This window comes from Kribbella sp. NPDC104218 (assembly GCF_055584105.1).
On sequence record NZ_JBVJMQ010000005.1, the window covers coordinates 392,889 to 413,801 of the forward strand.

Annotated in this window: 23 protein-coding genes; 18 read left to right on the top strand and 5 right to left on the bottom strand. The window is 69.7% G+C overall.

What is annotated here, in order from left to right; all coding sequences use genetic code 11:
- Positions 1–2: 2 nt before the first annotated feature.
- From ACZ6ZD_RS35245 to ACZ6ZD_RS35305, 13 genes are all read left to right on the top strand, one after another.
- Entirely contained in the window at positions 3–1,346 is a 1,344-nt protein-coding gene (locus tag ACZ6ZD_RS35245; protein ID WP_465678754.1) for a 6-phospho-beta-glucosidase, read from the top strand.
- Between the two features lie 177 nt (positions 1,347–1,523).
- Positions 1,524–2,036, top strand: a complete 513-nt coding sequence (gene rpsP / locus ACZ6ZD_RS35250) for a 30S ribosomal protein S16 (RefSeq protein WP_465678755.1) — start codon at positions 1,524–1,526, stop codon at positions 2,034–2,036.
- Between the two features lie 5 nt (positions 2,037–2,041).
- Positions 2,042–2,293: an RNA-binding protein gene (locus ACZ6ZD_RS35255; protein ID WP_465678861.1), complete on the top strand. Its 252-nt coding sequence runs from the start codon at positions 2,042–2,044 to the stop codon at positions 2,291–2,293.
- An 82-nt stretch (positions 2,294–2,375) separates the two neighbouring features.
- On the top strand, positions 2,376–2,927 hold the full coding sequence (gene rimM, locus ACZ6ZD_RS35260) for a ribosome maturation factor RimM (RefSeq protein WP_465678757.1): 552 nt from the start codon (positions 2,376–2,378) through the stop codon (positions 2,925–2,927).
- Positions 2,924–4,120 carry a tRNA (guanosine(37)-N1)-methyltransferase TrmD gene (gene trmD / locus ACZ6ZD_RS35265; RefSeq protein WP_465678758.1) on the top strand — a complete coding sequence of 399 codons (1,197 nt, stop codon included), beginning with the start codon at positions 2,924–2,926 and terminating at the stop codon, positions 4,118–4,120. Before rimM ends, trmD begins: the two co-directional genes overlap by 4 nt.
- A 187-nt stretch (positions 4,121–4,307) precedes the next feature.
- Positions 4,308–4,670: a 50S ribosomal protein L19 gene (gene rplS, locus ACZ6ZD_RS35270; RefSeq protein ID WP_465678760.1), complete on the top strand. Its 363-nt coding sequence runs from the start codon at positions 4,308–4,310 to the stop codon at positions 4,668–4,670.
- A 148-nt stretch (positions 4,671–4,818) separates the two neighbouring features.
- Positions 4,819–5,448 (top strand): signal peptidase I, encoded by a 630-nt coding sequence (gene lepB, locus ACZ6ZD_RS35275; RefSeq protein ID WP_465678762.1) that lies wholly within the window; start codon positions 4,819–4,821, stop codon positions 5,446–5,448.
- A complete protein-coding gene (lepB, locus tag ACZ6ZD_RS35280) occupies positions 5,445–6,215 on the top strand; it encodes a signal peptidase I (RefSeq protein ID WP_465678763.1) in 771 nt (256 codons plus the stop codon). Before lepB (ACZ6ZD_RS35275) ends, lepB (ACZ6ZD_RS35280) begins: the two co-directional genes overlap by 4 nt.
- 115 nt (positions 6,216–6,330) lie before the next feature.
- Positions 6,331–7,032 (top strand): ribonuclease HII, encoded by a 702-nt coding sequence (locus ACZ6ZD_RS35285; RefSeq protein ID WP_465678764.1) that lies wholly within the window; start codon positions 6,331–6,333, stop codon positions 7,030–7,032.
- A complete protein-coding gene (locus tag ACZ6ZD_RS35290) occupies positions 7,029–7,352 on the top strand; it encodes a DUF2469 family protein (protein ID WP_171676967.1) in 324 nt (107 codons plus the stop codon). The genes ACZ6ZD_RS35285 and ACZ6ZD_RS35290 overlap by 4 nt, the downstream gene beginning before the upstream one ends.
- A 33-nt stretch (positions 7,353–7,385) precedes the next feature.
- On the top strand, positions 7,386–8,225 hold the full coding sequence (locus ACZ6ZD_RS35295; protein ID WP_465678766.1) for an AraC family transcriptional regulator: 840 nt from the start codon (positions 7,386–7,388) through the stop codon (positions 8,223–8,225).
- Between the two features lie 67 nt (positions 8,226–8,292).
- Positions 8,293–8,877 carry a dihydrofolate reductase family protein gene (locus ACZ6ZD_RS35300; RefSeq protein ID WP_465678767.1) on the top strand — a complete coding sequence of 195 codons (585 nt, stop codon included), beginning with the start codon at positions 8,293–8,295 and terminating at the stop codon, positions 8,875–8,877.
- Positions 8,878–9,128: 251 nt separating this feature from the next.
- The gene (locus ACZ6ZD_RS35305; protein ID WP_465678768.1) at positions 9,129–10,175 is read left to right on the top strand and encodes a metalloprotease; all 1,047 of its coding nucleotides are present in this window, start codon (positions 9,129–9,131) and stop codon (positions 10,173–10,175) included.
- A 54-nt stretch (positions 10,176–10,229) separates the two neighbouring features.
- Here ACZ6ZD_RS35305 and dprA read toward each other — a convergent pair whose 3' ends face one another.
- The 4 genes from dprA to ACZ6ZD_RS35325 form a co-directional block, all read right to left on the bottom strand.
- Entirely contained in the window at positions 10,230–11,510 is a 1,281-nt protein-coding gene (dprA, locus tag ACZ6ZD_RS35310) for a DNA-processing protein DprA (protein WP_465678770.1), read from the bottom strand.
- 408 nt (positions 11,511–11,918) lie between these two features.
- On the bottom strand, positions 11,919–13,496 hold the full coding sequence (locus ACZ6ZD_RS35315) for a YifB family Mg chelatase-like AAA ATPase (protein ID WP_465678771.1): 1,578 nt from the start codon (positions 13,494–13,496) through the stop codon (positions 11,919–11,921).
- Positions 13,496–13,852 (bottom strand): YraN family protein, encoded by a 357-nt coding sequence (locus tag ACZ6ZD_RS35320; RefSeq protein ID WP_171676963.1) that lies wholly within the window; start codon positions 13,850–13,852, stop codon positions 13,496–13,498. The genes ACZ6ZD_RS35315 and ACZ6ZD_RS35320 overlap by 1 nt, the downstream gene beginning before the upstream one ends.
- Positions 13,853–13,966: 114 nt before the next feature.
- Positions 13,967–15,595, bottom strand: coding sequence for an APC family permease (locus ACZ6ZD_RS35325; RefSeq protein WP_465678772.1), 1,629 nt, complete (start codon positions 15,593–15,595; stop codon positions 13,967–13,969).
- Between the two features lie 135 nt (positions 15,596–15,730).
- Between ACZ6ZD_RS35325 and ACZ6ZD_RS35330 the strand changes: the two genes are divergently transcribed.
- Both ACZ6ZD_RS35330 and ACZ6ZD_RS35335 read left to right on the top strand, forming a co-directional pair.
- The gene (locus ACZ6ZD_RS35330; RefSeq protein ID WP_465678774.1) at positions 15,731–16,672 is read left to right on the top strand and encodes a tyrosine recombinase XerC; all 942 of its coding nucleotides are present in this window, start codon (positions 15,731–15,733) and stop codon (positions 16,670–16,672) included.
- Between the two features lie 96 nt (positions 16,673–16,768).
- Positions 16,769–17,248, top strand: a complete 480-nt coding sequence (locus ACZ6ZD_RS35335) for an RrF2 family transcriptional regulator (RefSeq protein ID WP_465678775.1) — start codon at positions 16,769–16,771, stop codon at positions 17,246–17,248.
- Between the two features lie 24 nt (positions 17,249–17,272).
- Here the strand turns inward: ACZ6ZD_RS35335 and ACZ6ZD_RS35340 are convergent, their stop codons facing one another.
- On the bottom strand, positions 17,273–17,908 hold the full coding sequence (locus ACZ6ZD_RS35340; RefSeq protein WP_465678776.1) for a peptidoglycan DD-metalloendopeptidase family protein: 636 nt from the start codon (positions 17,906–17,908) through the stop codon (positions 17,273–17,275).
- 297 nt (positions 17,909–18,205) lie between these two features.
- Between ACZ6ZD_RS35340 and rpsB the strand changes: the two genes are divergently transcribed.
- The 3 genes from rpsB (at position 18,206) to pyrH (ending at position 20,872) form a co-directional block, all read left to right on the top strand.
- Positions 18,206–19,144: a 30S ribosomal protein S2 gene (rpsB, locus tag ACZ6ZD_RS35345; protein ID WP_465678778.1), complete on the top strand. Its 939-nt coding sequence runs from the start codon at positions 18,206–18,208 to the stop codon at positions 19,142–19,144.
- Positions 19,145–19,235: 91 nt separating this feature from the next.
- On the top strand, positions 19,236–20,054 hold the full coding sequence (gene tsf / locus ACZ6ZD_RS35350; protein ID WP_465678779.1) for a translation elongation factor Ts: 819 nt from the start codon (positions 19,236–19,238) through the stop codon (positions 20,052–20,054).
- Positions 20,055–20,113: 59 nt separating this feature from the next.
- The gene (pyrH, locus tag ACZ6ZD_RS35355) at positions 20,114–20,872 is read left to right on the top strand and encodes a UMP kinase (protein ID WP_465678780.1); all 759 of its coding nucleotides are present in this window, start codon (positions 20,114–20,116) and stop codon (positions 20,870–20,872) included.
- Positions 20,873–20,913 lie beyond the last annotated feature (41 nt).

Here is a 20,913-nt window from a genome sequence, read left to right on the forward strand (position 1 = left end):
GCGTGAGACTGACGATCCTCGGCGGCGGCGGATTCCGGGTCCCCCTCGTCTACCACGCCCTCCTCGGCGACCACGGCCCCGGCCGCATCACCCAGGTAACCCTCTACGACACCGACCCCCGTCGCCTGTCGTCCATAGCCGCAGTCCTCCGCCAGCAGGCTCTCGCCGCGGCTGAACCACCGGTCGTGCGAGAGACGACCGACCTGGACGACGCGCTGCGCGGAGCGGACTTCATCTTCTCGGCGATTCGGGTGGGTGGGCTCGAGGGGCGGACGGTCGACGAGCGGGTGGCGCTCGACCTCGGCGTCCTGGGGCAGGAGACCGTGGGCGCGGGCGGGATCGCGTACGGGTTGCGGACGATCCCGGTGGCGACGGCGATCGCGCGGCGGATCGCGGCGCTCGCGCCGGAGGCGTGGACGATCAACTTCACCAACCCGGCGGGCATGGTGACCGAGGCGATGATCCCGTACCTGGGCGACCGGGTGATCGGGATCTGCGACTCGCCGTCCGGGCTGGGCCGGCGGGCCGCGCTGGCGCTCGGGGTGGACCCGGCGACGGCGTTCTACGACTACGCGGGCCTCAACCACCTGGGCTGGCTGCGCGGGCTGCGCTCCGGCGGGGTCGACCGGCTGCCCGAGCTGCTCACCTCGACCGAGGAGCTGACGTCCTTCGAGGAGGGCCGGCTGTTCGGCGTCGACTGGCTGCGCTCACTCGGCTCGATCCCGAACGAGTACCTGCACTACTACTACTTCGCCCGCGAGACGCTGGCCGCCGTCCAAGCTGTCCGGCAGACGCGCGGCACGTTCCTCCTGGAGCAGCAGTCCGCCTTCTACGCCGAGACCGCGCGGCACCCCGAGCAGGCGCTGGAGCTGTGGCAGAAGACCCGCGCCGAGCGCGAATCGACGTACATGGTCGAGAGCCGCGAGGTCGCCGACGCCGGTGAGCGCGACGAGCGCGACATGGCCGCCGGCGGCTACGAGCAGGTCGCCCTCTCGCTGATGCGCGCGATCGCGCACAACGAGCGCGCCGCCCTGATCCTGAACGTCCGCAACCGCGGCATCCTGCACCACCTGGACGACGACGCCGTCGTCGAGATCCCGTGCACGGTGGACGCCAACGGCGCGCTCCCGGTCGCCGTGACCCAGCTCACCGACCACCAGGCCGGTCTCGTCACCGCCGTCAAGGCCGTCGAGCGCTCCACCATCGAGGCGGCCACCTCCGCCTCCCGCTCAGCCGCCCTCCGCGCCCTCGCCTGGCACCCCCTCGTCGACTCCGTCACCGCCGCCGGCCAGCTGCTGGAGTCGTACGTCGACCACCTCCCCGACCTGTCCTACCTGCGGGCCTGAGGACCGGATTGGTCCCGGTGGCACCGCATCTGGCAGAATGTTCGGTTGAGTCCGTCCAGGTTCGTGCAGCCCTCTAACTCCACTGCCTGGTTCGGCCCATTCGAGCGGTCACTCGTTGTCCCCACGACGCCGTGCTGCTCACCCAAGACATGTAATCCCGAGGGAGTTCCCGCAAACGTGGCAGTCAAGATCCGTTTGAAGCGCATCGGCAAGAAGCGTGCGCCGCACTACCGCATCGTCGTGATGGACGCCCGCAACAAGCGTGACGGCCGCGCCATCGAGGAGATCGGTAAGTACAACCCGAAGGCCGAGCCGTCGTTCATCCACGTCGAGTCGGACCGGGCGCAGTACTGGCTGGGCGTCGGCGCGCAGCCGACCGAGGCCGTCGAGGCCATCTTCAAGGCCTCCGGTGACTGGCAGAAGTTCAAGGGCCTGGAGGCTCCGGCCCCGCTGCGGGTCAAGGAGCCGAAGCGGGACAAGCAGGAGATCTTCAACGAGGCGCTGGCCGAGGCCCACGGCACGCTGAAGACCGAGGCCGTCACCGCCAAGAAGACGGCGAAGAAGGCCGCTGCCAAGGACGAGGCCCCCAAGGCCGACGCCAAGGCGGACGAGGCCAAGGCCGACGAGCCGAAGGCCGACGAGGCTGCTGCCGAGGCCCCGGCCGCGGACGCCGCCGACGCCAAGGCCTGACGGTGATGGAGACCGAGGCGCTGGAGCACCTGGTCCGCGGCATCGTCGACAACCCGGACGAGGTCAGTGTCCGGGCCCGGAACCTGCGGCGCGGCCGGACGCTCGAGGTGCACGTGCACGCCGACGACATCGGCAAGGTGATCGGCCGTAACGGCCGGACCGCTACCGCGATCCGCACCGTCGTCGGAGCGCTCAGCGCCGAGCAGTCGCTGCGTATCGACTTCGTCGACGAAGGCAACCGGCGCCCGCGCCGGTAGGCCGAGGTAGGTAGTACTTCGAAGGGCCGCACCCGTTCGGTGCGGCCCTTCGCTTGTCACACACGAGAAGAGGTTGTGCGGGGTGCTGGTGATTGTCGGCCGGATCGGCCGTGCGCACGGGATCAAGGGCGAGGTCGGCATGATCGTCCGGACGGACGAGCCCGACCTGCGCTTCGCCGACGGCGCGCGGCTGGTGACGGTCTCGAAGCCGCCGAAGACGCTCACCGTGGCCGCCAGCCGCTGGCACAGCGGCCGGCTGCTGGTGAAGTTCGCCGAGTCGCCGGACCGGACCGCGGCCGAGCTGCTGCGCAATCTGGAGGTCCAGGCCGAGATCGGCGCGGACGAGCGGCCGGAGGACCCGGAGGAGTTCTACGACCGGGAGCTGATCGGGCTCAAGGTCCGTACCACCGACGGCGTCGAGGCGGGTGAGGTCATCGACGTCATCCACCTCCCGTCCCAGGACCTGCTGGAGATCCGGCGGCCGGCCGGCAACGCCGTCCTGGTGCCGCTGGTCGAGCAGCTGGTGCCGGAGATCGACCTGGACGCGAAGTACGTCACGGTCGCGGATCGGCCGGGCCTCCTCGACCCGGAGGGCGCCGAGGTCGTGCCGACCGAGCCGGACGGCGACCGATGAGGCTCGACGTCCTCACGATCTTCCCGGAGTACCTGGCCGCGCTGGACGTGTCACTGGTCGGCAAGGCGGCCCAGAGTGGGCTGCTCGACGTCCGGTTGCACGATCTGCGCCAGTGGACGCACGACCGGCACCGGACCGTCGACGACACGCCGTACGGCGGTGGCGCGGGCATGGTGATGAAGCCGGAGCCGTGGGGCGAGGCCCTGGACGCCGTGGCGCCGCCGGATGGTCCTTCCCAGCCCCGGCTGATCGTGCCGACCCCGGCGGGGCGGCCGTTCACCCAGAAGCTCGCGTACGAGCTGGCCGAGGAGTCATGGCTCGCGTTCGCGTGCGGTCGCTACGAAGGCATCGATGCGCGCGTGGCGTTGTACGCGGGGGAGCGGATGCGGGTCGACGAGGTGTCGATCGGCGACTACGTGCTGAACGGCGGCGAGGTCGCCGTCCTGGTCATGGTCGAGGCTGTGGCTCGGCTGCTGCCCGGCGTGATCGGGAACCCGGAGTCCCTGGCCGAGGAGTCGCACTCCGGCGACGGCCTGCTGGAGTACCCGGTCTACACGAAGCCGGTCAGCTGGCGGGGGCACGACGTACCGGAGATCCTGCTGTCGGGGCACCACGCCAAGATCGTCGCGTGGCAGCGCGAGCAGTCGATCGCCCGGACGGCGGAGCGCCGTCCGGATCTGCTGGCCGCGTGGGGCGACGTACTGGACGAGAAGGGGGATCCGGACGGTATCCGGATCCTGCCCGCAACGCCGGGGGACGCGGGGGAGATCCACACCCTCCAGCTGGCCGCCTTCCTGTCGGAGGGACAGCTGTACGACGAGTACGCCATACCACCGTTGACCGAGACCCCTGCGGAGGCTGCCGAGCGGCTGAAGGAGGGGCTCGTGCTGAAGGCGGTAGCGGGTGCCCGGATCGTCGGATCGGTCCAGCTGACCGTCAACGGCCCGGTCGGCTACGTCGGCCGGATCGCGGTCGCTCCCGATTGGCAGGGGCGCGGCCTCGGGACCAGGCTGCTGCGGTCCGCCGAGAAGCTGGCCCCGGCCGAGGTGACCGGTTTCGAGCTGAACACCGGCGACCGGAGCGAACGGAATCTGGCGATCTATGCCAAGGCCGGCTACCGCGAGGTCCGGCGCGAGGCGCAGACGCCGAAGGTGGACCTGGTGCACCTGGCCAAGCGCCGCCGGAAAAAGTAACCGCCATCACGCTGCGCTGCCGGGGCGGGCGGATTTCGTTACCGTGCGGGGCGTGTGGCAAACTTGTCTGCTGCTGCTCTTTCGGTGCTCCTGCCACAGGGGGTGACCACCGATCGGCAGCTTTTCGATGACTCTCACCACCGACTTTCGTGGGTGACCTGTGGCACGCGCGAGAAAGAGACACCTGATGAGCAACATCCTGAACGAGCTCGACAACGCGAGCAAGCGCGACGACATCCCGGCCTTCCGCGCCGGTGACACCGTGAACGTGCACGTGAAGGTCGTCGAAGGCAACCGGTCCCGCGTCCAGGTGTTCAAGGGTGTCGTGATCCGCCGGCACGGCGGCGGCCTGCAGGAGACCTTCACGGTCCGCAAGGTCAGCTTCGGCGTCGGCGTCGAGCGCACGTTCCCGCTGCACACCCCGATCGTCGAGAAGGTCGAGGTCGTCACCCGCGGCGACGTCCGCCGCGCGAAGCTGTACTACCTGCGCGAGCTGCGCGGCAAGGCAGCCAAGATCAAGGAGAAGCGGGACGTTCCGGCCTCCTCCTGAGTCCGCGCGTACCTGACGACGGTCACCTATGGCGCCGAGCACCGCGACTCGCGCTCGCCCGCGCTCCGCACCGCGCAGGGCTCGCCGCAGTAAGGGACGTCACCGCAGGCTGAAGCAGCGGAATCCGCTGCTCAGCCTGCTCACCGAGATGACCACCGTGACAGTGCTCGCGCTGGTCATCACGGTGGTTCTCCGGTTGTTCGTCGCCGAGGCGTTCTACGTCCCCTCGGAGTCGATGTACGACACGTTGACCACGAACGACCGGATCCTCGCGGAGAAGATCAGCTATCTGCACCGCGATGTCGCCCGTGGCGACATCATCGTCTTCAAGGACCCGGGCAACTGGCTGGACGAGGCGCCGGTGCAGCCGGGGCCGTTCCGCCGGGTCGGTGAGTTCGTCGGCATCCTGCCGCGCAGCGGTGAGGGGCACCTGGTCAAGCGCGTCATCGGCATCGGCGGCGACAAGGTCGTGTGCTGTGACCGCGACGGCCGCGTCACCGTCAACGGCATCGCGCTGGACGAGCGTGAGTACCTGCTGCCCGACGCCAATCCGTCCGATGTGCCGTTCGAGGTCGTCGTACCGCAGGGATACCTGTGGGTGATGGGCGACAATCGGGCCCAGTCCGCGGACTCCCGGGCCCATATGGGCGGGCCCGGCGGCGGGGTCGTCCCGGTCGAGAACGTGGTTGGCCGGGCCTGTTGCGTAATCTGGCCGTCTGACCGGATGACGATGCTGCGTCCTCCGGAAACCTTCAAGAAGCCGGGGCTGAAGAAGTGACCGATACACCGACGAAGACGGACACCGCCAAACCCGCTCATCGTTCGGGATTCGCGGCGGCCGCCCGCGAGTTCGTGCTGATCGTGGTCGGAGCGCTGATCGTCTCCTCGATCCTGCGGGCGTTCGTCGGGCAGATGTTCATCATCCCGAGTGAGTCGATGGAGAACACGCTGCTGGTCGGTGACCGGGTCGTGGTCGAGAAGATCACCGACGTCAAGCGCGGCGACGTGGTCGTCTTCGAGGATCCGGGCGGCTGGCTCGGCGCCGAGGAGAGCGGCCAGAAGCGCGGTTCGGTCGGCCGGTTCTTCGAGGTCGTCGGCCTGCTGCCGGACTCCAGCCACGGCCACCTGATCAAGCGCCTGATCGGGATGCCGGGTGACAAGATCGCCTGCTGCGACTCCCAGGGCCGCCTGCTCGTCAACGGCCAGCCGCTCGACGAGACCGCCTACCTGTACCCGGGTGACGCGCCCTCGCAGATGGACTTCCAGGTCACCGTCCCGGCCGGCCGCGTCTTCGTGATGGGCGACCACCGCTCCGCCTCCGGCGACTCCCGCGTCCACCTCCAGGACGTCGATGCCGAGGGCGGCAACCCCGGCGACGCCGCCTTCGTCCCCCTCGACAAGGTCACCGGCCGCGCCATCCTCGTCGTCTGGCCCGCCGGCCGCTGGTCCAAACTCGGCGTCCCCGAGACCTTCAAAGCCGTCCCCGCCCCGACCGGCCCGCCTCCCGCCAAACCCTCCATCTCCCTGACCCCACCTCCCAAGTAGCCCCCCTGAGCGCCCGGGCTCACCCGGCCTGTGCTCGAGCTGGGGGAGCGCGCCGGTGGGTTCGGTGTTGGTCGGTGGGATTGCCTAGGGTGGATCGTGTGATGCGGAGGGTTGGATGAGCGTGTTGCCCCGCGGGAGCACGGTGCGCCGGGACGCCGGTCTGTACGGGTACGAGCGCGCCCTGCGCCGCGTCGGCCTGGATCCGATCGCCGGCGTCGACGAGGCCGGCCGCGGCCCGTGCGCCGGTCCGCTGGTCGCCGCGGCGGTGATCCTGCCCGACGGCAAACGCGGCCAGATCCCCGAGCTGGCCGACTCCAAGCTGCTCACCGCGAAGGCCCGCGAGCGCTGTTACGACCAGATCCGCGCCCGCGCCCTGGCCTGGTCGGTCGTCTCCATCGAGGCCCCCGAATGCGACCGCCTCGGTATGCACGTGGCGAACCTCGAAGCTCTGCGCCGCGCCCTGTTCCGCCTCGACGTCCGCCCGTCGTACGTACTGACCGACGGGTTCAGCGTCGACGGCCTCGGCGTCCCGGGCCTGGCGATCTGGAAGGGCGACCGCGTGGCGGCTTGTATCGCCGCCGCATCCGTGATCGCCAAGGTGACCCGCGATCGCGTGATGGAACGCTGGGACAAGGAGTACCCGGAGTACGGCTTCGGGATCCACAAGGGTTATTGCACGTCTGAACACCAGGCGGCGTTGGACGAATACGGCCCGTGCCCGCAACATCGACGGCGGTTCGAGAATGTCCGCCGCAGTCTGCGGCCCGACATGGGACAGAATGTCAGCAGTCCCACCGGAGCGGAGAGCAGCGGATGAGCGCGGAAGACCTCGAGAAGTACGAGAACGATATGGAGCTTCAGCTCTATCGCGAGTACAAGGACGTCGTCGGGATCTTCAAGTACGTCGTCGAGACCGAACGGCGCTTCTACCTGTGCAACGCGGTCGACCTGAAGGTCCGGACCGAGGGCGGCGACGTCTACTTCGAGGTCACCATGGCCGACGCCTGGGTGTGGGACGTCTACCGCTCCGCCCGGTTCGTCAAGAACGCCAAGGTCGTCACCTTCCGTGACGTCAACATCGAAGAGCTGGCCAAGTCGGATCTCGAGGTACCGAAGGACTCGGACTTCGGCCGCTGACCACAGCGCCGCCGGATCGGCGATGCTGTGGGGATGGAGTACGTGTCCAGGCCGCCGCGGCCGCCGCTGGACGGGCTGATCGACGACCTCTACTACCTGGAGGGCGCGGCGCCGTACGCGCGGCTGATGCTGCCACCGAGCCCGTCGGCGCTGCTGATCGTCAACCTTGGGGCACCGTTCCGGATCCGGGGCGGCACCGACGCCGAGCCGGCCGAGTATGCCGACGGCTGCGTGCTCACCGTGCCGACCCGCGCGATGGAGTTCGGCTACCCAGCCTGGACGCGGTCCGTCGGCGTGCACTTCAAGCCGTGGGGCCTGGCGCCGATCGTCCCGATGCCCGCGGCCGAGCTCTGCGACCGGCCGGTGACGATCGAGCAGGTCTGGGGCCGGCGGGCGGTCGCTGAGCTTCGCGACCGGCTTGCGACGGCGTCCAGGCCGCACGAGATGCTGTCGCTGCTCGAAGCCGAGCTGATCCGCCGGCTGCGCGAGACCGCCGGTCTGGGCTTGGTCCGCGACGCGAGCAGCGTTATCGCGGCGACCAGCGGTGCCGTGACCATCGGCGACCTGAGCCTGGACGCCGGGGTCAGCACGACGCACCTGGCGCAACGGTTCAAGGAGCTGATCGGTGTCACACCGAAGCGGCTGGCTCGCAGCTACCGCTTCACCACCACACTGCTCGCGATCAACCCCGCCGAACAGATCGACTGGGGTGATGTCGCCGCTCGCGCGGGCTACTTCGACCAAGCCCACTTCGGCCACGAGTTCCGGGCGTTCACCGGCCTCACGCCGACCCGCTACCTCGAAGTCCGGCGACGCTTCCTGCGCGAACACCCCGGCCACACACTGGACAGCTGGCCGCTCCCGGCCGATTGATTTCTTACAAGAACGACCGCCCTCGGGAGCGCTACTTTTGGCCCACCTCAAGTAAAGGAGAACTCCCGTGGGCAAGGTCGTCATGTACAGCTCGGTCTCGGTGGACGGCTTCATCGCCGACCAGAACGACCAGCCCGGACCGCTGTTCGACTGGCTGACCAGTGGCGACGTCCCCCTGGACGAGAGCGGCGTCCTGAACGTCTCACAGGTGTCCTACGACTACACCCGCTCGTACTGGGACCAGATCGGCGTCACGATCGCCGGCCGGCACGTCTTCGACCTCACCGACGGCTGGGACGGCAAGCCCCCGGCCGGAGTCGAGCACGTCGTCGTCGTGACCCACCGCCCACAACCCGAAGGCTGGGATCCCGCGGCGCCCTTCCACTTCGTCGACAGCATCGAGGCCGCCGCGGCCAAGGCCCAGGAGCTCGCCGGCGACCGCGTCGTCGAGGTCGCCGCCGGTGACGTCGGCGGCCAAATGCTCGCCGCCGGCCTCGTCGACGAAGTCCGCATGGACGTCGTCCCCGTCGTCCTCGGCACCGGCAAACGCTACTTCGGCTCCGTCGACGCCCAGCACCTCCTCGAGAACCCCGAAGTCCTCCAGGGCAACCGCGTCCTGCACCTGCGCTATCAACTGCGAGCCGCAGAGTAGACCAAGTGGTTGATGAGGCACCGCCCACCTCGGGGACCAAGCACCAGGGTCCACAAGCGGCCTGCCGCCGATCCGGACCGCGGCGATGCGTCACGCGGTGAACAGCGTGTCGTTGCGCCCGGCAACCGTGCAGGTGGTCATAAGTTCCTGCGGTCAGGTCCAGCCAGTAAGGAGGGCTCCGCCGGCAGGTGCGGACGCCGTGGAGGTGTTTGGTGAGGCGGTTGCGGGCCGGTTCGGTGGTAGTCCTCACCGTGGTCGTCGTCGCGTCCGGATGCACCGCCTCCGAGGACGCCCGCGGATGCCTGTCCGGCAGCCTGATCTACAGCTACCACGACGCCGCCCAGGGCAAGAGCAAGCCGCTGGTATCTGCCGTCGCGCGCAACGCCGCCTGGACGCTACACAGCGGGCCCGGGCCTGATGCGCCGCAACTGGCGCAAGGCACAACTGGTGACGACGGCACGTTCGAAGCCTGTTCCGACCAGGCCGACGCAGATCTGCAGCTCACCTTCAGCTCGGGCAACACCCTGTGGCGGGTCGTTCAGGGCAACTCGCCATCCGCGCCCGAATACTCCTTCTCCACGCGCGCCTACCCGAACACCGCGGGCACTCAAGATGTCGGCGAGATCAAGGTCCCCGACAACCTTCACAACGCCTGGCACGTCGTCGACACCCTGAACCTTCTGTACGAGCGCCGCGCCAATCCCGACAGTAGCTGTTGGACGCGTCACCAAGCCGACGGTCACTGCGACCCGCTGACCGTCGTCTGGCACCGCAGCGGCACCGACGGCGGCTACTGGGACCGCGGCGGCACCTCCAATGTCGTACTGGCCGGCGACATGACCGACAGCCGCAGCCTCGTACTGCACGAAGCAGGACACTGGTGGCAATGGCAGCTCTACAACCACCAGTTTCCCGAGGTCACCGGTTGTGAAGGCCACACCATCGAAAACACGAGCACGACCAGCTGCGCCTGGACCGAGGCCTTCGCTGACGCCGTGGCCGCCTACGCCCTCGACGAGCGTCGCTATTTCGACGAGGACGGCGTCTCCACCAGCCTCGAAGGTGGCGACGATTCCAGCGACTGGGACGAAGGCGACGACGTCCAAGGCCGCGTCGGCTGCGCCCTGCTCGACCTCTGGGCGACAGACGGCAACTGGGACGGCACCATAAAGCTGATGACGGACACGATCAGCCCCGACTTCCACAGCTACTTCACCGCCCGCGCCCGGGCGACCCCGCCGCTGGCCACAACCGGCGAGGCCGCTGACATCCTGACTGCCAACACGATCGACTACTGATTGCTCTCCACAACCCGATCAAGGCCGAGCTCTAAAGGTCAGATGGTCAGGTGGTCAGGTGGGTGGGAGGAGGTGCCAGCCGGTGGGGGAGTGGTGGGTGAGGGAGAGGGCAGCTAGGGCCTCCAGGGCGGCTTGGGTGGTGGGGACGTCGAGGCCGGCGGTGACGGCTATGCGGGTGGCTGGGACGGGGTGGTTGACGGGGACGGCGTCCAGGACGCGGCGGAGCTCGTGGGAGAGCTCATCGATGGCTGTGTTGGGGGCGCGGGGGTAGGACGTCAGGCCGGAGCCCAAGGGCGAGACGGCCTCGATGATTTCAGCGACGTTGGTGACGAGGACGGCGTCCCGTTCGCGGACGAGGACGTGGGTGCCGGCGGACATGCGGGAGGTGATCGGGCCTGGGACGGCGAGGACCGGTCGGCCGCATAGCTCTGCCCAGCCGGCGCTGTTGAGAGCGCCGCTGCGGACGGCGGCTTCGATGACGACTGTGCCGAGGCTGCCGGCCGCGATCAGCCGGTTGCGGCTGAGGAAGCGCAGTTTGGTCGGTGAGCAGCCGGGCGGTAGCTCGCTCACCACCAGCCCACGCTCGACGATCCGGCTGAAGAGGGCCGCGTTGCTGCGCGGGTAGCTGACGTCGACGCCGCAGGCGAGCACGGCCAGCGTCACGCCGTCCGCGGCGAGTACTCCGCGGTGTGCAGCTGCGTCGATGCCGTACGCACCACCCGACACGATCGCGAACCCGCTCTCAGCGAGCCCGGAGGCCAGCTCACCGGCGACATGTTCGCCGTACGCCGAGCACGCGCGCGCCCCGACGATCGCCACCGACTTCTCCAGCGCGGTTCGGAGGACGCCGCTGCCACGCACCCACAGGCCGAACGGCGCACCAGCCCGCCGGGAGACCCGGCCCGCCTCCTCCAGTACGTCGAGTTGCTCCGGCCACTCGTCATCGCCGGGGATCACGAACCGCGCATTCGCCGCCGCACCCCGCTCCAGATCGCGCTCCGGCTGCGTCGCTGCAACCCGTGGCCCCCACCGCTCGGTACCGGTCTCCTTCCGCCGGAGGCGCTCCCAGATCTCCACCGGCCCCAACCCCTCGAACGCACGCACAGCCGCGCTATCACCCGGCTCGATCACCCTCCCCAAAGCCACCCGCGCCAGCCGCTCGTCATCCCCCGCACCACCCGCCCTCGCCTGACCCACCCCCGCCGGCCCCTGCGGCCCATCGCCACCGCCCGCCGCGCCACCAGCCCCCGCCCGAGCACCGCCCAAGCCGCCGCCCTCGGCACCCATCACCACCAATCGCTCCTCCCGCTCCACCACCTCACACCCGGTCTGCACGACACACCCCCTCCCGTCCCCGACCACCGGCGAAGACTTCGCCGGTGGTCCAGCAGTCGGCGCCGGAAGGGAAAGACGAAGCGATGCGATCCGTGCCTACACCTGAGGCCGGGATCATCCTGTTGGCAGGAGCAGGAGCAGGAGCAGGAGCAGGAGCAGGAGCAGGAGCAGGAGCAGGAGCAGGAGCAGGAGCAGGAGCAGATGCTGCGTGTTCTGGGGTGGGTGTGGGGGCCGGGGTGGGAGCGGGCGCAGGTGCTGCGTGTTCTGGGGTGGGGGCGGGAGCGGGGGCAGGTGCTGCGTGTTCTGGGGTGGGTGTCGGGGCCGGGGCGGGAGCAGGAGTGGGGGCAGGTGCTGCGTGTTCTGGGGTGGGTGTGGGGGCGGGAGTAGGGGGCGAGGGTGGGGGGAGGGTCATCGTGTTGGTCCTTTGAGGGGGCGGTGGTCGGTGTGGGGGGTGAGGGGTTCGCCGGTGCGGAGTTGGAAGGCTTCGTGGGTTTGGTCGAGGGTGGGTTGGGGCGTGCCTTGGAGGTCGGCGAGTGTCCAGGCGACGCGGACGACGCGGTCGAAGCCGCGGCCGGTCAGGCGGCCGGTGGCGTAGTGGTCTTCGAGGAGTTGCTGGGCGGAGGGGGCGATCGGGAAGTCGCGGCGGAGGACTGAGCCGGGGACCTGGCTGTTGAGAGTCCAGGAGGTGTCGCGATAGCGGGCCAATTGGCGGTCTCGGGCGGCGCGGACGCGCTCGGCGACCGCCGCGGTCGGCTCGGAGACGTCGGAACCGCCCGAGATCCGGCCGGAAGGCGCGATCTGGCGCTGGATGTCCAGGCGGTCCTTGATCGGGCCGCTGATCCGCTGCTGATAGCGAGCGAGGACCTGCGGCGTGCAGTTGCAGATCGCGTTCTTGACGCCGGAGAGGCCACAGGGACAGGGATTCGCCGCCAGGACGAGCATGAAGCGGGCCGGGAACTTGGCCACGGCGGCGGACCGGTGCACCTCGATGAAGCCGGACTCCAACGGCTGCCGCAACGTGTCGAGGGTCAGCGGATGCATCTCCGGCGCCTCGTCGATGAACAGGACGCCGCGATGGGCACAGCTGATCGCGCCGGGCCGCGGTACGCCGGAGCCGCCGCCGACCAAGCTGGACAGCGACGCGGTGTGATGCGGCGCGATGAAAGGCGGACGCCGAACCAGCTCGGCTTCGCCGTTGAGCAGGCCGGCCAGCGAATGCACCGCGGACACTTCGAGGGCCTCATCCGTACTCAGCTCCGGCATCAGGCCGGCCAGCCGCTCGGCCAGCATCGTCTTCCCCGAGCCGGGCGGCCCGTGCAGGAACAGGTGATGACCACCGGCGGCGGCCGCTTCGATCGCCCGCCGGCCCTCCTGCTGACCGATCACATCGTGCAGATCCACCTCCGGGACGCGGGTCAGCGACTCCGACAGCAGCCGCGGCTCGGCCTGCGGAAGCTCCTCGTCCGGGACCTCGACGCCACGCATCAGCGCGAGGACCTGGCGCAACGAGCGCACGCCGTACACCTCGATTCCGGGAACGAGCCGGGCCTCGCCCGCGTTCAGCTCGGGGACGACGATCCGGTCGAAACCGGAGCGGGCCACCGCCAGCGTCATCGCGAGCGCGCCGCGCACCTCACGGATCCGGCCGTCGAGGCCGAGCTCGCCGATGATCGCCGTCCGCCGGGAGGACGCGACCTCGACGGCGCCGGCCGCGGCGAGTAGAGCGACCGCGATGGCGACGTCGTAATGCGAGCCGGTCTTCGGCAGTGTCGCGGGGGACAGGCCGATCGTGACCTTGCGGTCGGGGAATCGCTCGCCGCTGTTCACCACGGCCGCGCGGACCCGGTCGCGGGCCTCGGACAACGACGCGTCCGGCAGGCCGATCAGCGAGGTCTTGGGCAGGCCCTGCGCGATATCGGCCTCGACCTCGACGAGATGGCCTTCGAGACCGACCAGCGCGACGGACCACGTCTGCGCCAGCGTCATCAGGCCGCTCCCCGCAGATGGTCGACCCGGGGCGGCGCGTTCTTGTCGAGAAGAATGGCGATGATGTCGATCCGAATCGCCGCCGGCCGGAGCTGGTGGCATTGCAGCCAGGCGCCGGCGAGTTTCCGCAGGGTGACGAGTTTGCGATAAGTGATGGATTCCAGCGGGGAGCCGTAGCCGAGGCCGCGGCGGGTTTTCACCTCGCAGACGACAAGGGTGTCGCCCTCCCGCGCGACGATGTCGATCTCGCCCAGCTCACAGCGCCAGTTGCGCTCGAGGACGGCGAAACCGTTGGTCGTGAGATATCTGGCGGCGAGCTCTTCGCCGAATCGCCCGACGGCATTCCTGGTCCGCATCGTTGACCACCTCCGACCAAGAACATGCCGAGTTCGGAGGCTGTTTCGAACACGACTTCGCCGCCTGTGGAAAACCACAGACGGCGAAGTGGGTGAAACTGTTCGCGCGGTGCGTCAGTTGCGCATGTGTTTACCGCGGCCGGGTTTTTGCGGCGGTGGATTCCGGACGGCGCGCAGCTCACCGGTGCGGGACTCCGGCGCCGGGCGGACCGGCTGAAGGCCGCCCGTCCCAGGATCGGTGTCGCCGATGTCGAAGTCCCAGCTGTCTTCGTTGGCCAGGCGGCTGTGCCAGCGCCCGTACAGGCCGTAGATGGCCAGGCCGAGCAGCATCCAGAGGCCGAACTTGGCCCACGTGCTGGTCTTGAGGTTCAGCATCAGCCAGACCGTCGCGGCCAGCGACAGCAGCGGGATCAGCGGCACCATCGGCACCCGGAAGCCGCGCTCGAGGTTCGGCTCGGAGCGGCGCAGGGTGAGTACGCCGACCGCGCAGAACGCGAAGCAGAACAAGGCTCCGATGACGAGCAGCTCCTCGAGCTCCAGCACCTTCGGGTACAGCGTCAGAGCCAGCGCGGCCAGCCCAGCCGCTCCGGCGGCGCGCGCAGGCGAGGAGTAGACGCGGCTGACCCGGCCCAGGCTCTTCGGCAGCAGGCCGTCGCGGCCCATGTTGAACAGGACGCGGCTCTGCGCGATCAGGACCACCATGATGACGGTCATCAGCGCCAGCAAGGCGCCTAGATTGACCACTTTCGCGGCCCAGCCGACGCCGACCGCGGACAGCGCGCTGGACACCGGCGCGCTCCCGCCGAGCTGGCCGTAGGGCCGCATGCCGACCAGGACGACGGCCATCGCGATGTACAGGATCGTCACGGCGCCGACGCCGAGCAGCATGCCCTGCGGGACGGTCTTGCGCGGGTTCCGCGCGTCCTCGGAGGCGGTCGCGATCAGGTCGAAGCCGATGTAGGCGAACACGATCGTGCTGGCGGCGGTGAAGATGCCCATCGTGCCGAAGGTGCCGAACGAGGAGTCGAGGATCCAACTCAGCAATGTCGGGCTGGCGGTCGCCGAGGCGGCTCGCGGCATCGGCACGAACGGCTTGTAGTTGTCCCAGTTGATGTGGGTCGCGCCGACCACGATCACCATCAGGATGACGGCGACCTTCGCGGCCACCACCACGGTCAGCACCCGGGCCGACAGCTTCGTCCCGGTGACGACCATCGCGGTCAGCAGGAGCAGCAGCAGCGGGGCGACCAGGTTGAGTTTGGCGTCCGGGCCGAAGTACTGCGCGACGTTCGCCGGCAGGGTCAGGCCGAAACTGTCCAGGGTGGCCAGGAAGTAGGCCGACCAGACGCGCGCGACGATCGCGGCGGCGGTGACGAGCTCGAGCACGAGGGCCCAGCCGACCAGCCAGGCCCACATCTCGCCGAAGGTCACGTAACTGAAGGTGTACGCGCTACCCGAGACCGGGATCGTCGACGACAGCTCGGCGTAACACGCCGCGGCCAGCAGGCACACGATCGCTGCGATGACGAACGACAGGATCACGGCGGGGCCGGCGGTCAGGGCCGCCTGGTTGCCGCTGATGCTGAAGATGCCGGAACCGATCATCACGCCCAGGCCGAGAACGACCAGGTCGCGACGACCGAACAGGCGCGGCAGACGGTGCCGCGCATCCTCGACTCGAGTGAACGCCGACTCGACCGGCAGGCGCCGGCCTACGGTCTGTCCGTTCGCTGAGGGGGCCATGGTCAGGGGTGCCTCCGTTGCTACTAGGGCAATCGGGCCGAACAGTAGTCGACCGTCGGGCTATCGACCAGCCCTCCTCTCCTCGCCGTGGCGCGGTGGCTTGCGATGCAAGGCCCGCTCCCGCATGGTCGAGGCATGACGCCGGACGATGTCAGCGCGAACCCCTCCTGGCCGGACGGTTTCACGGTGTTACTGACTGACTACGAACGGCATCTGACGGCGGAAAGAGACCTCAGCAAACACTCTGTCAGAGCGTACCTCGGGGACATCGCGGATCTACTCGATCATTTGATTCGGCTTGGTCACAACGATCTGGCCGGGCTCGACATCCGCGGGCTGCGCTCCTGGCTGGCCAAACAGCAGAGTCTCGGCAAGGCGCGCAGCACGATGGCCCGGCGAGCCACGGCCGCGCGTGTCTTCACGGCCTGGGCGCAGCGCACCGGGCGGATCGAGACCGATCCGGGGGCCTTGCTGGCCAGCCCGCGCCCGCACAAGGGCCTGCCAGGCGTGCTGAACCTGACCGACACTCGCGCCGTCCTTGATGCGGCCGCGGTGGCTGCGGACGACGGCAGCCCGGTGGGCCTGCGCGATCTGGCGATCATGGAGTTGCTCTATGCAACGGGTATCCGGGTTGGCGAGCTCTGCGCGCTGGACATCGACGACGTCGACACCGAGCGCCGCGTCGTCCGGGTCTTCGGCAAGGGGCGCAAGGAGCGCTCCGTCCCGTACGGCGTGCCGGCCGCGGCCGCGATGGCGCGCTGGCTCGACGAGGCGCGACCGCAGCTGGCCCGGCACGGGAGCGGCCCCGGGGTCTTCCTCGGGGCGCGCGGCGGGCGGATCGATCAGCGCGCCGTCCGGCGGCTCGTCCACGAGCGGATCGCGGTCGTCGAGGCGCCGGACCTGTCGCCGCACGGGCTGCGGCACACGGCCGCGACGCATCTGCTCGAGGGCGGCGCGGATCTGCGCAGCGTGCAGGAGCTGCTCGGCCACGCGTCGCTCGCGACCACCCAGATCTACACCCACGTCTCGACCGACCGGCTCCGGAAGGCCTACGAGCAAGCCCATCCGCGGGCGTGAGAGCGGGCGGCGCCCTGGCTCCGCCCGCCGCTGGACCGGGTGTGTCGGCGGACCGGGTGCGGCGGGGATCCCGCGGGATGCGGCAGACTGCGGACCATGCGGGTTTCGGCGAAGTCTGACTATGCGTTGCGGGCGCTGATCGAGATCACCCAGCGCTGGGTGTCCAACGACCCCTCGGTGGTGTCGGCCGAGGAGCTCAGCCGCGCGCAGGCGATCCCGCACGGCTTCCTGCAGGGGATCCTGGCCGACCTGCGCCGGGCCGGCATCCTGGCCAGCCAGCGCGGCCAGTCCGGCGGGTGGAAACTCGCCGTCGACCCGAACGAGGTCTCGGTCGCCGACGTGATGCGCGCCGTCGACGGGCCGATCGTCAGCATCTCGGGAGTGCGGCCGGAGAGCGTCGCGTACAACGAACGGGCGGTCGTGTTGCAGCGGGTGTGGATCGCCGCCCGCGCCAGCCTGCGGGACGTGCTGGAGCACACCACGCTCACCGACCTGGCCAAGAACAAGCTCCCGGCCGGGGTCGAGCGGCGATCCAAGGACGAGGACGCCTGGCAGGCACGCGTCCCGGGGAGCTGAGCTCCGGCTGTCGGTAGGGCGCATCTAGTGCCTCCGGATCGCGATGAGCGCGGTCAGGCTGAGGGCCGCGGTGACTGCCACGACGGCCGTCGCCGTACGCCGGTTGCGGGCGGACGGCGTTGTCGGGGCAACAGCCGCGGCGGGCGGGGGAGTGAGCTGTTCCGCAGGTCTGCTCGCGGGCTGTTGCCTGGGTCTACCGGCGAGAGGAAGTAGGCGAATCGGCGGTCTGGGAAGCAGCGTCAGCGGATCTAGGTAGCTGCGCCCCTCGAGCAGGCCCCAATGCAGACAGGTCGCAGGGGCGCAGTGCGAGCCGGCGGCCGAGAGGTGGCCCAGGAGGGCGCCAGGTGCGACGGAAGCGCCGACGCGGACCGCGGGGACGACAGGCTCGTACGTCGTCCGGCGGCGGCCGGCGCTGAGCGTGATGACGCCGCGCCCGGCCAACGGGCCGGCGTACGTGATCGTGCCTGCGGTAGCGGCGTGGACGGGCTGGCCGGGGCGACCCGCGAGATCGACCCCGCGGTGGCCGGGCAGCCAGGGTTTGGCAGGGAGCTCGAAACCGTGCACGACGACCGGGCGAGGGCTCAATGGCCAGCTGGGAGGCGGGCTCGGGGCTCCGGAGAGGGGGAGCAGGGCGGTGGTCAGGAGGGGGAAGATGTTCATACCTGGAACATGCCGCGGAACGGCCCGGTTTCGGCCGGCGACTTGGCTACCTGTGGACAACGGCGGCCGGTTCGCGTATTGCGGGGTCGGTCCCGTAGACTTTCCGCGGCGCCTCACCTCGGGTGGGGCGACTACGCATGCCCGCACCACAGTTCGGCCCTCTCGGTCCCGGCTCCGGCCTGGATGGGGCCGGGCGACGGGCATCAGGCGCGGCGGGCCGACCGGTCCGCGGCGAAGCAACCGAGAGTGCGTCGTCCGGGGCGATACCTGGAGGCGCGCGACAGGAGGAACACCCTCATGGCCGTCGTGACCATGAAGCAGATGCTCGAGAGTGGCGTCCACTTCGGACACCAGACCCGGCGCTGGAACCCGAAGATGAAGCGATTCATCCTCACCGAGCGCAACGGCATCTACATCATCGACCTGCAGCAGTCGCTGTCCTACATCGACCGCGCGTACGAGTTCGTTCGCAGCACGGTCGCGGCGGGCGGGGCGATCCTGTTCGTCGGCACCAAGAAGCAGGCCCAGGAAGCGATCGCCGAGCAGGCGACCCGGGTCGGCATGCCCTACGTGAACCAGCGCTGGCTGGGCGGCATGCTCACCAACTTCCAGACCGTCAACAAGCGGCTGCAGCGCCTGAAGGAGCTGGAGCTGATCGACTTCGACGACGTCGCCGCCTCCGGTGTCACCAAGAAGGAGCTGCTGCAGAAGCGTCGCGAGCACGACAAGCTGCTCAAGACCCTCGGCGGTATCCGCGACATGGCCCGGGTGCCGGCCGCCGTGTGGATCGTGGACACCAAGAAGGAGCACCTCGCCGTCGACGAGGCGCGCAAGCTGAAGCTGCCGATCATCGGCATCCTGGACACCAACTGCGACCCGGACGAGGTCGACTTCCCGATCCCGGGTAACGACGACGCCATCCGCTCGGTCGGCCTGCTGACCCGCGTGGTCGCCGACGCCGTCGCCGACGGTCTGATGTCGCGCGGTGGCCAGGGCGCCGCCGCGGCCGGCGAGGAGCTGGGCGCCGAGGAGCCGCTGGCGGCTTGGGAGCGCGAGCTGCTGGAGAGCCAGAACGGCGCCGCCAAGGCCGATGCGGCCCCGGCTGCCACCGAGGCTCCGGCCGAGGCCGCTCCGGCCGCCGAGGCTGTCGCCGAAGAGGCGCCGGTCGCCGAGGAGGCCCCGGCTGCCGCCGAGGAGACCCCGGCCGCCGAGGCCCCGAAGGCCGACGAGGCCTGAGATCCGCTGATCCTGCCGCCCGCGCCGCGGGCGGCAGGGTTCGGACCGCTCCGCTCATCCAGCCGCATCGAGAAGGACGAGAGAACGAGGAATGGCGAACTACACCGCCGCTGACGTGAAGAAGCTCCGCGACGCCACCGGCGCGGGCATGATGGACGCCAAGAAGGCCCTCGAGGCCACCGACGGCGACTTCGACAAGGCCATCGAGGAGCTGCGCATCCACGGCGCGGCCAAGGCGCAGAAGCGGGGCGCCGAGCGTTCCGCCAGCAACGGCCTGGTGGCCGCCGCCGAGAACGCGCTGGTCCAGCTGAACTGCGAGACCGACTTCGTCGCCAAGAACGAGCAGTTCCAGCAGCTCGCGGCCGACATCGTCGCGCACGCGTCGGCCAGCAAGGTCGGCGACGCCGAGGCGCTGCTCAGCGAGAAGCTCGCCGACGGCAAGTCGGTCGCCGAGAACATCGAGGCGCTGGCCGCGGTGATCGGCGAGAAGCTCGAGCTCGGCAAGGTGGCCGTGTTCGACGGCCAGGTCACGGCGTACATGCACAAGCGCGCCGCGGACCTGCCGGCCCAGGTCGGCGTCCTGGTCGAGTTCGAGGGTGACAACGTGGAGGCCGCCCGCGGCGCCGCGATGCAGGCCGCCGCGATGCGGCCGCTGTACACCACCCGCGAGGAGGTTCCGGCCGAGACGGTCGCGAACGAGCAGCGGATCGCCGAGGCGACCGCCCGCGAGGAGGGCAAGCCCGAGGGCGCCCTGCCGAAGATCGTCGAGGGCCGGGTGAACGGCTTCTTCAAGGAGGTCGTCCTGCTCGAGCAGCCGTCGGTCACCGAGAACAAGAAGACCGTGAAGGCCGTCCTGGACGAGGCCGGCGTGACCGTGAAGCGGTTCGCCCGCTTCGAGGTCGGCGCCTGAGCCTGCGGGCTCGCGAAGGATCTGGCAGCACAGCAACGCAACGAGGAGAGGCCGGAATCGTGACGGAAACCCTGGGTACCGAGACGAATCCGGCCTCTTCGCCGTATTCGCCCGCCTACCGGCGGGTGCTGCTCAAACTGTCGGGTGAGGTGTTCGGCGGCGGCAAACTCGGCGTCGACCCCGACGTGGTGAACTCGATCGCCAAGCAGATCGCGGAGGTGGCCCGGGCCGGCGTCCAGGTCGCCATCGTCGTCGGCGGCGGGAACTTCTTCCGCGGCGCCGAGCTGCAGCAGCGCGGGATGGAGCGCAACCGCGCCGACTACATGGGCATGCTCGGCACCGTGATGAACTGCCTGGCCCTGCAGGACTTCCTGGAGAAGCTCGGGATCGAGACCCGGGTGCAGACCGCGATCACGATGGGTCAGGTCGCCGAGCCCTACATCCCGCGCAAGGCCGAGCGGCACCTGGAGAAGGGCCGCGTGGTGATCTTCGGCGCGGGTTCCGGGATGCCGTACTTCTCCACCGACACCGTCGCCGCCCAGCGCGCGCTCGAGGTCGGCGCGGAGGCGCTGCTGATGGGTAAGCAGGGCGTGGACGGCGTCTACGACTCCGACCCGAAGAAGAACCCGGACGCGGTCAAGTTCGACCAGCTGTCCTACGACGACTTCCTGGCCCGCGGGCTGCGGGTCGCCGACGCGACCGCGATCAGCCTGGCCCGCGACAACGCGCTGCCGATCGTGATCTTCGGTCTCGAGGAGGGCAATATCGCCCGCGTCGTGCACGGCGACAAGATCGGCACGGTCGTCGCGCCGGGGTAGTCGGCTGTTCCGGGCCGCCGTACCACTAGGATCGTTCGAAA

Excerpts from the sequence above, each read along its gene's own strand:
- ACZ6ZD_RS35255 (WP_465678861.1), top strand. The coding sequence starts at position 2,042 with ATGGAGACCGAGGCGCTGGAGCACCTGGTCCGCGGCATCGTCGACAAC.
- trmD (WP_465678758.1), top strand. The coding sequence starts at position 2,924 with ATGAGGCTCGACGTCCTCACGATCTTCCCGGAGTACCTGGCCGCGCTG.
- rplS (WP_465678760.1), top strand. The coding sequence starts at position 4,308 with ATGAGCAACATCCTGAACGAGCTCGACAACGCGAGCAAGCGCGACGAC.
- lepB (WP_465678762.1), top strand. The coding sequence starts at position 4,819 with ATGACCACCGTGACAGTGCTCGCGCTGGTCATCACGGTGGTTCTCCGG.
- ACZ6ZD_RS35285 (WP_465678764.1), top strand. The coding sequence starts at position 6,331 with ATGAGCGTGTTGCCCCGCGGGAGCACGGTGCGCCGGGACGCCGGTCTG.
- ACZ6ZD_RS35290 (WP_171676967.1), top strand. The coding sequence starts at position 7,029 with ATGAGCGCGGAAGACCTCGAGAAGTACGAGAACGATATGGAGCTTCAG.
- ACZ6ZD_RS35295 (WP_465678766.1), top strand. The coding sequence starts at position 7,386 with ATGGAGTACGTGTCCAGGCCGCCGCGGCCGCCGCTGGACGGGCTGATC.
- ACZ6ZD_RS35315 (WP_465678771.1), bottom strand. The coding sequence starts at position 13,496 with ATGACGCTGGCGCAGACGTGGTCCGTCGCGCTGGTCGGTCTCGAAGGC.
- ACZ6ZD_RS35320 (WP_171676963.1), bottom strand. The coding sequence starts at position 13,852 with ATGCGGACCAGGAATGCCGTCGGGCGATTCGGCGAAGAGCTCGCCGCC.
- ACZ6ZD_RS35325 (WP_465678772.1), bottom strand. The coding sequence starts at position 15,595 with ATGGCCCCCTCAGCGAACGGACAGACCGTAGGCCGGCGCCTGCCGGTC.
- ACZ6ZD_RS35330 (WP_465678774.1), top strand. The coding sequence starts at position 15,731 with ATGACGCCGGACGATGTCAGCGCGAACCCCTCCTGGCCGGACGGTTTC.
- ACZ6ZD_RS35335 (WP_465678775.1), top strand. The coding sequence starts at position 16,769 with ATGCGGGTTTCGGCGAAGTCTGACTATGCGTTGCGGGCGCTGATCGAG.
- ACZ6ZD_RS35340 (WP_465678776.1), bottom strand. The coding sequence starts at position 17,908 with ATGAACATCTTCCCCCTCCTGACCACCGCCCTGCTCCCCCTCTCCGGA.
- rpsB (WP_465678778.1), top strand. The coding sequence starts at position 18,206 with ATGGCCGTCGTGACCATGAAGCAGATGCTCGAGAGTGGCGTCCACTTC.
- tsf (WP_465678779.1), top strand. The coding sequence starts at position 19,236 with ATGGCGAACTACACCGCCGCTGACGTGAAGAAGCTCCGCGACGCCACC.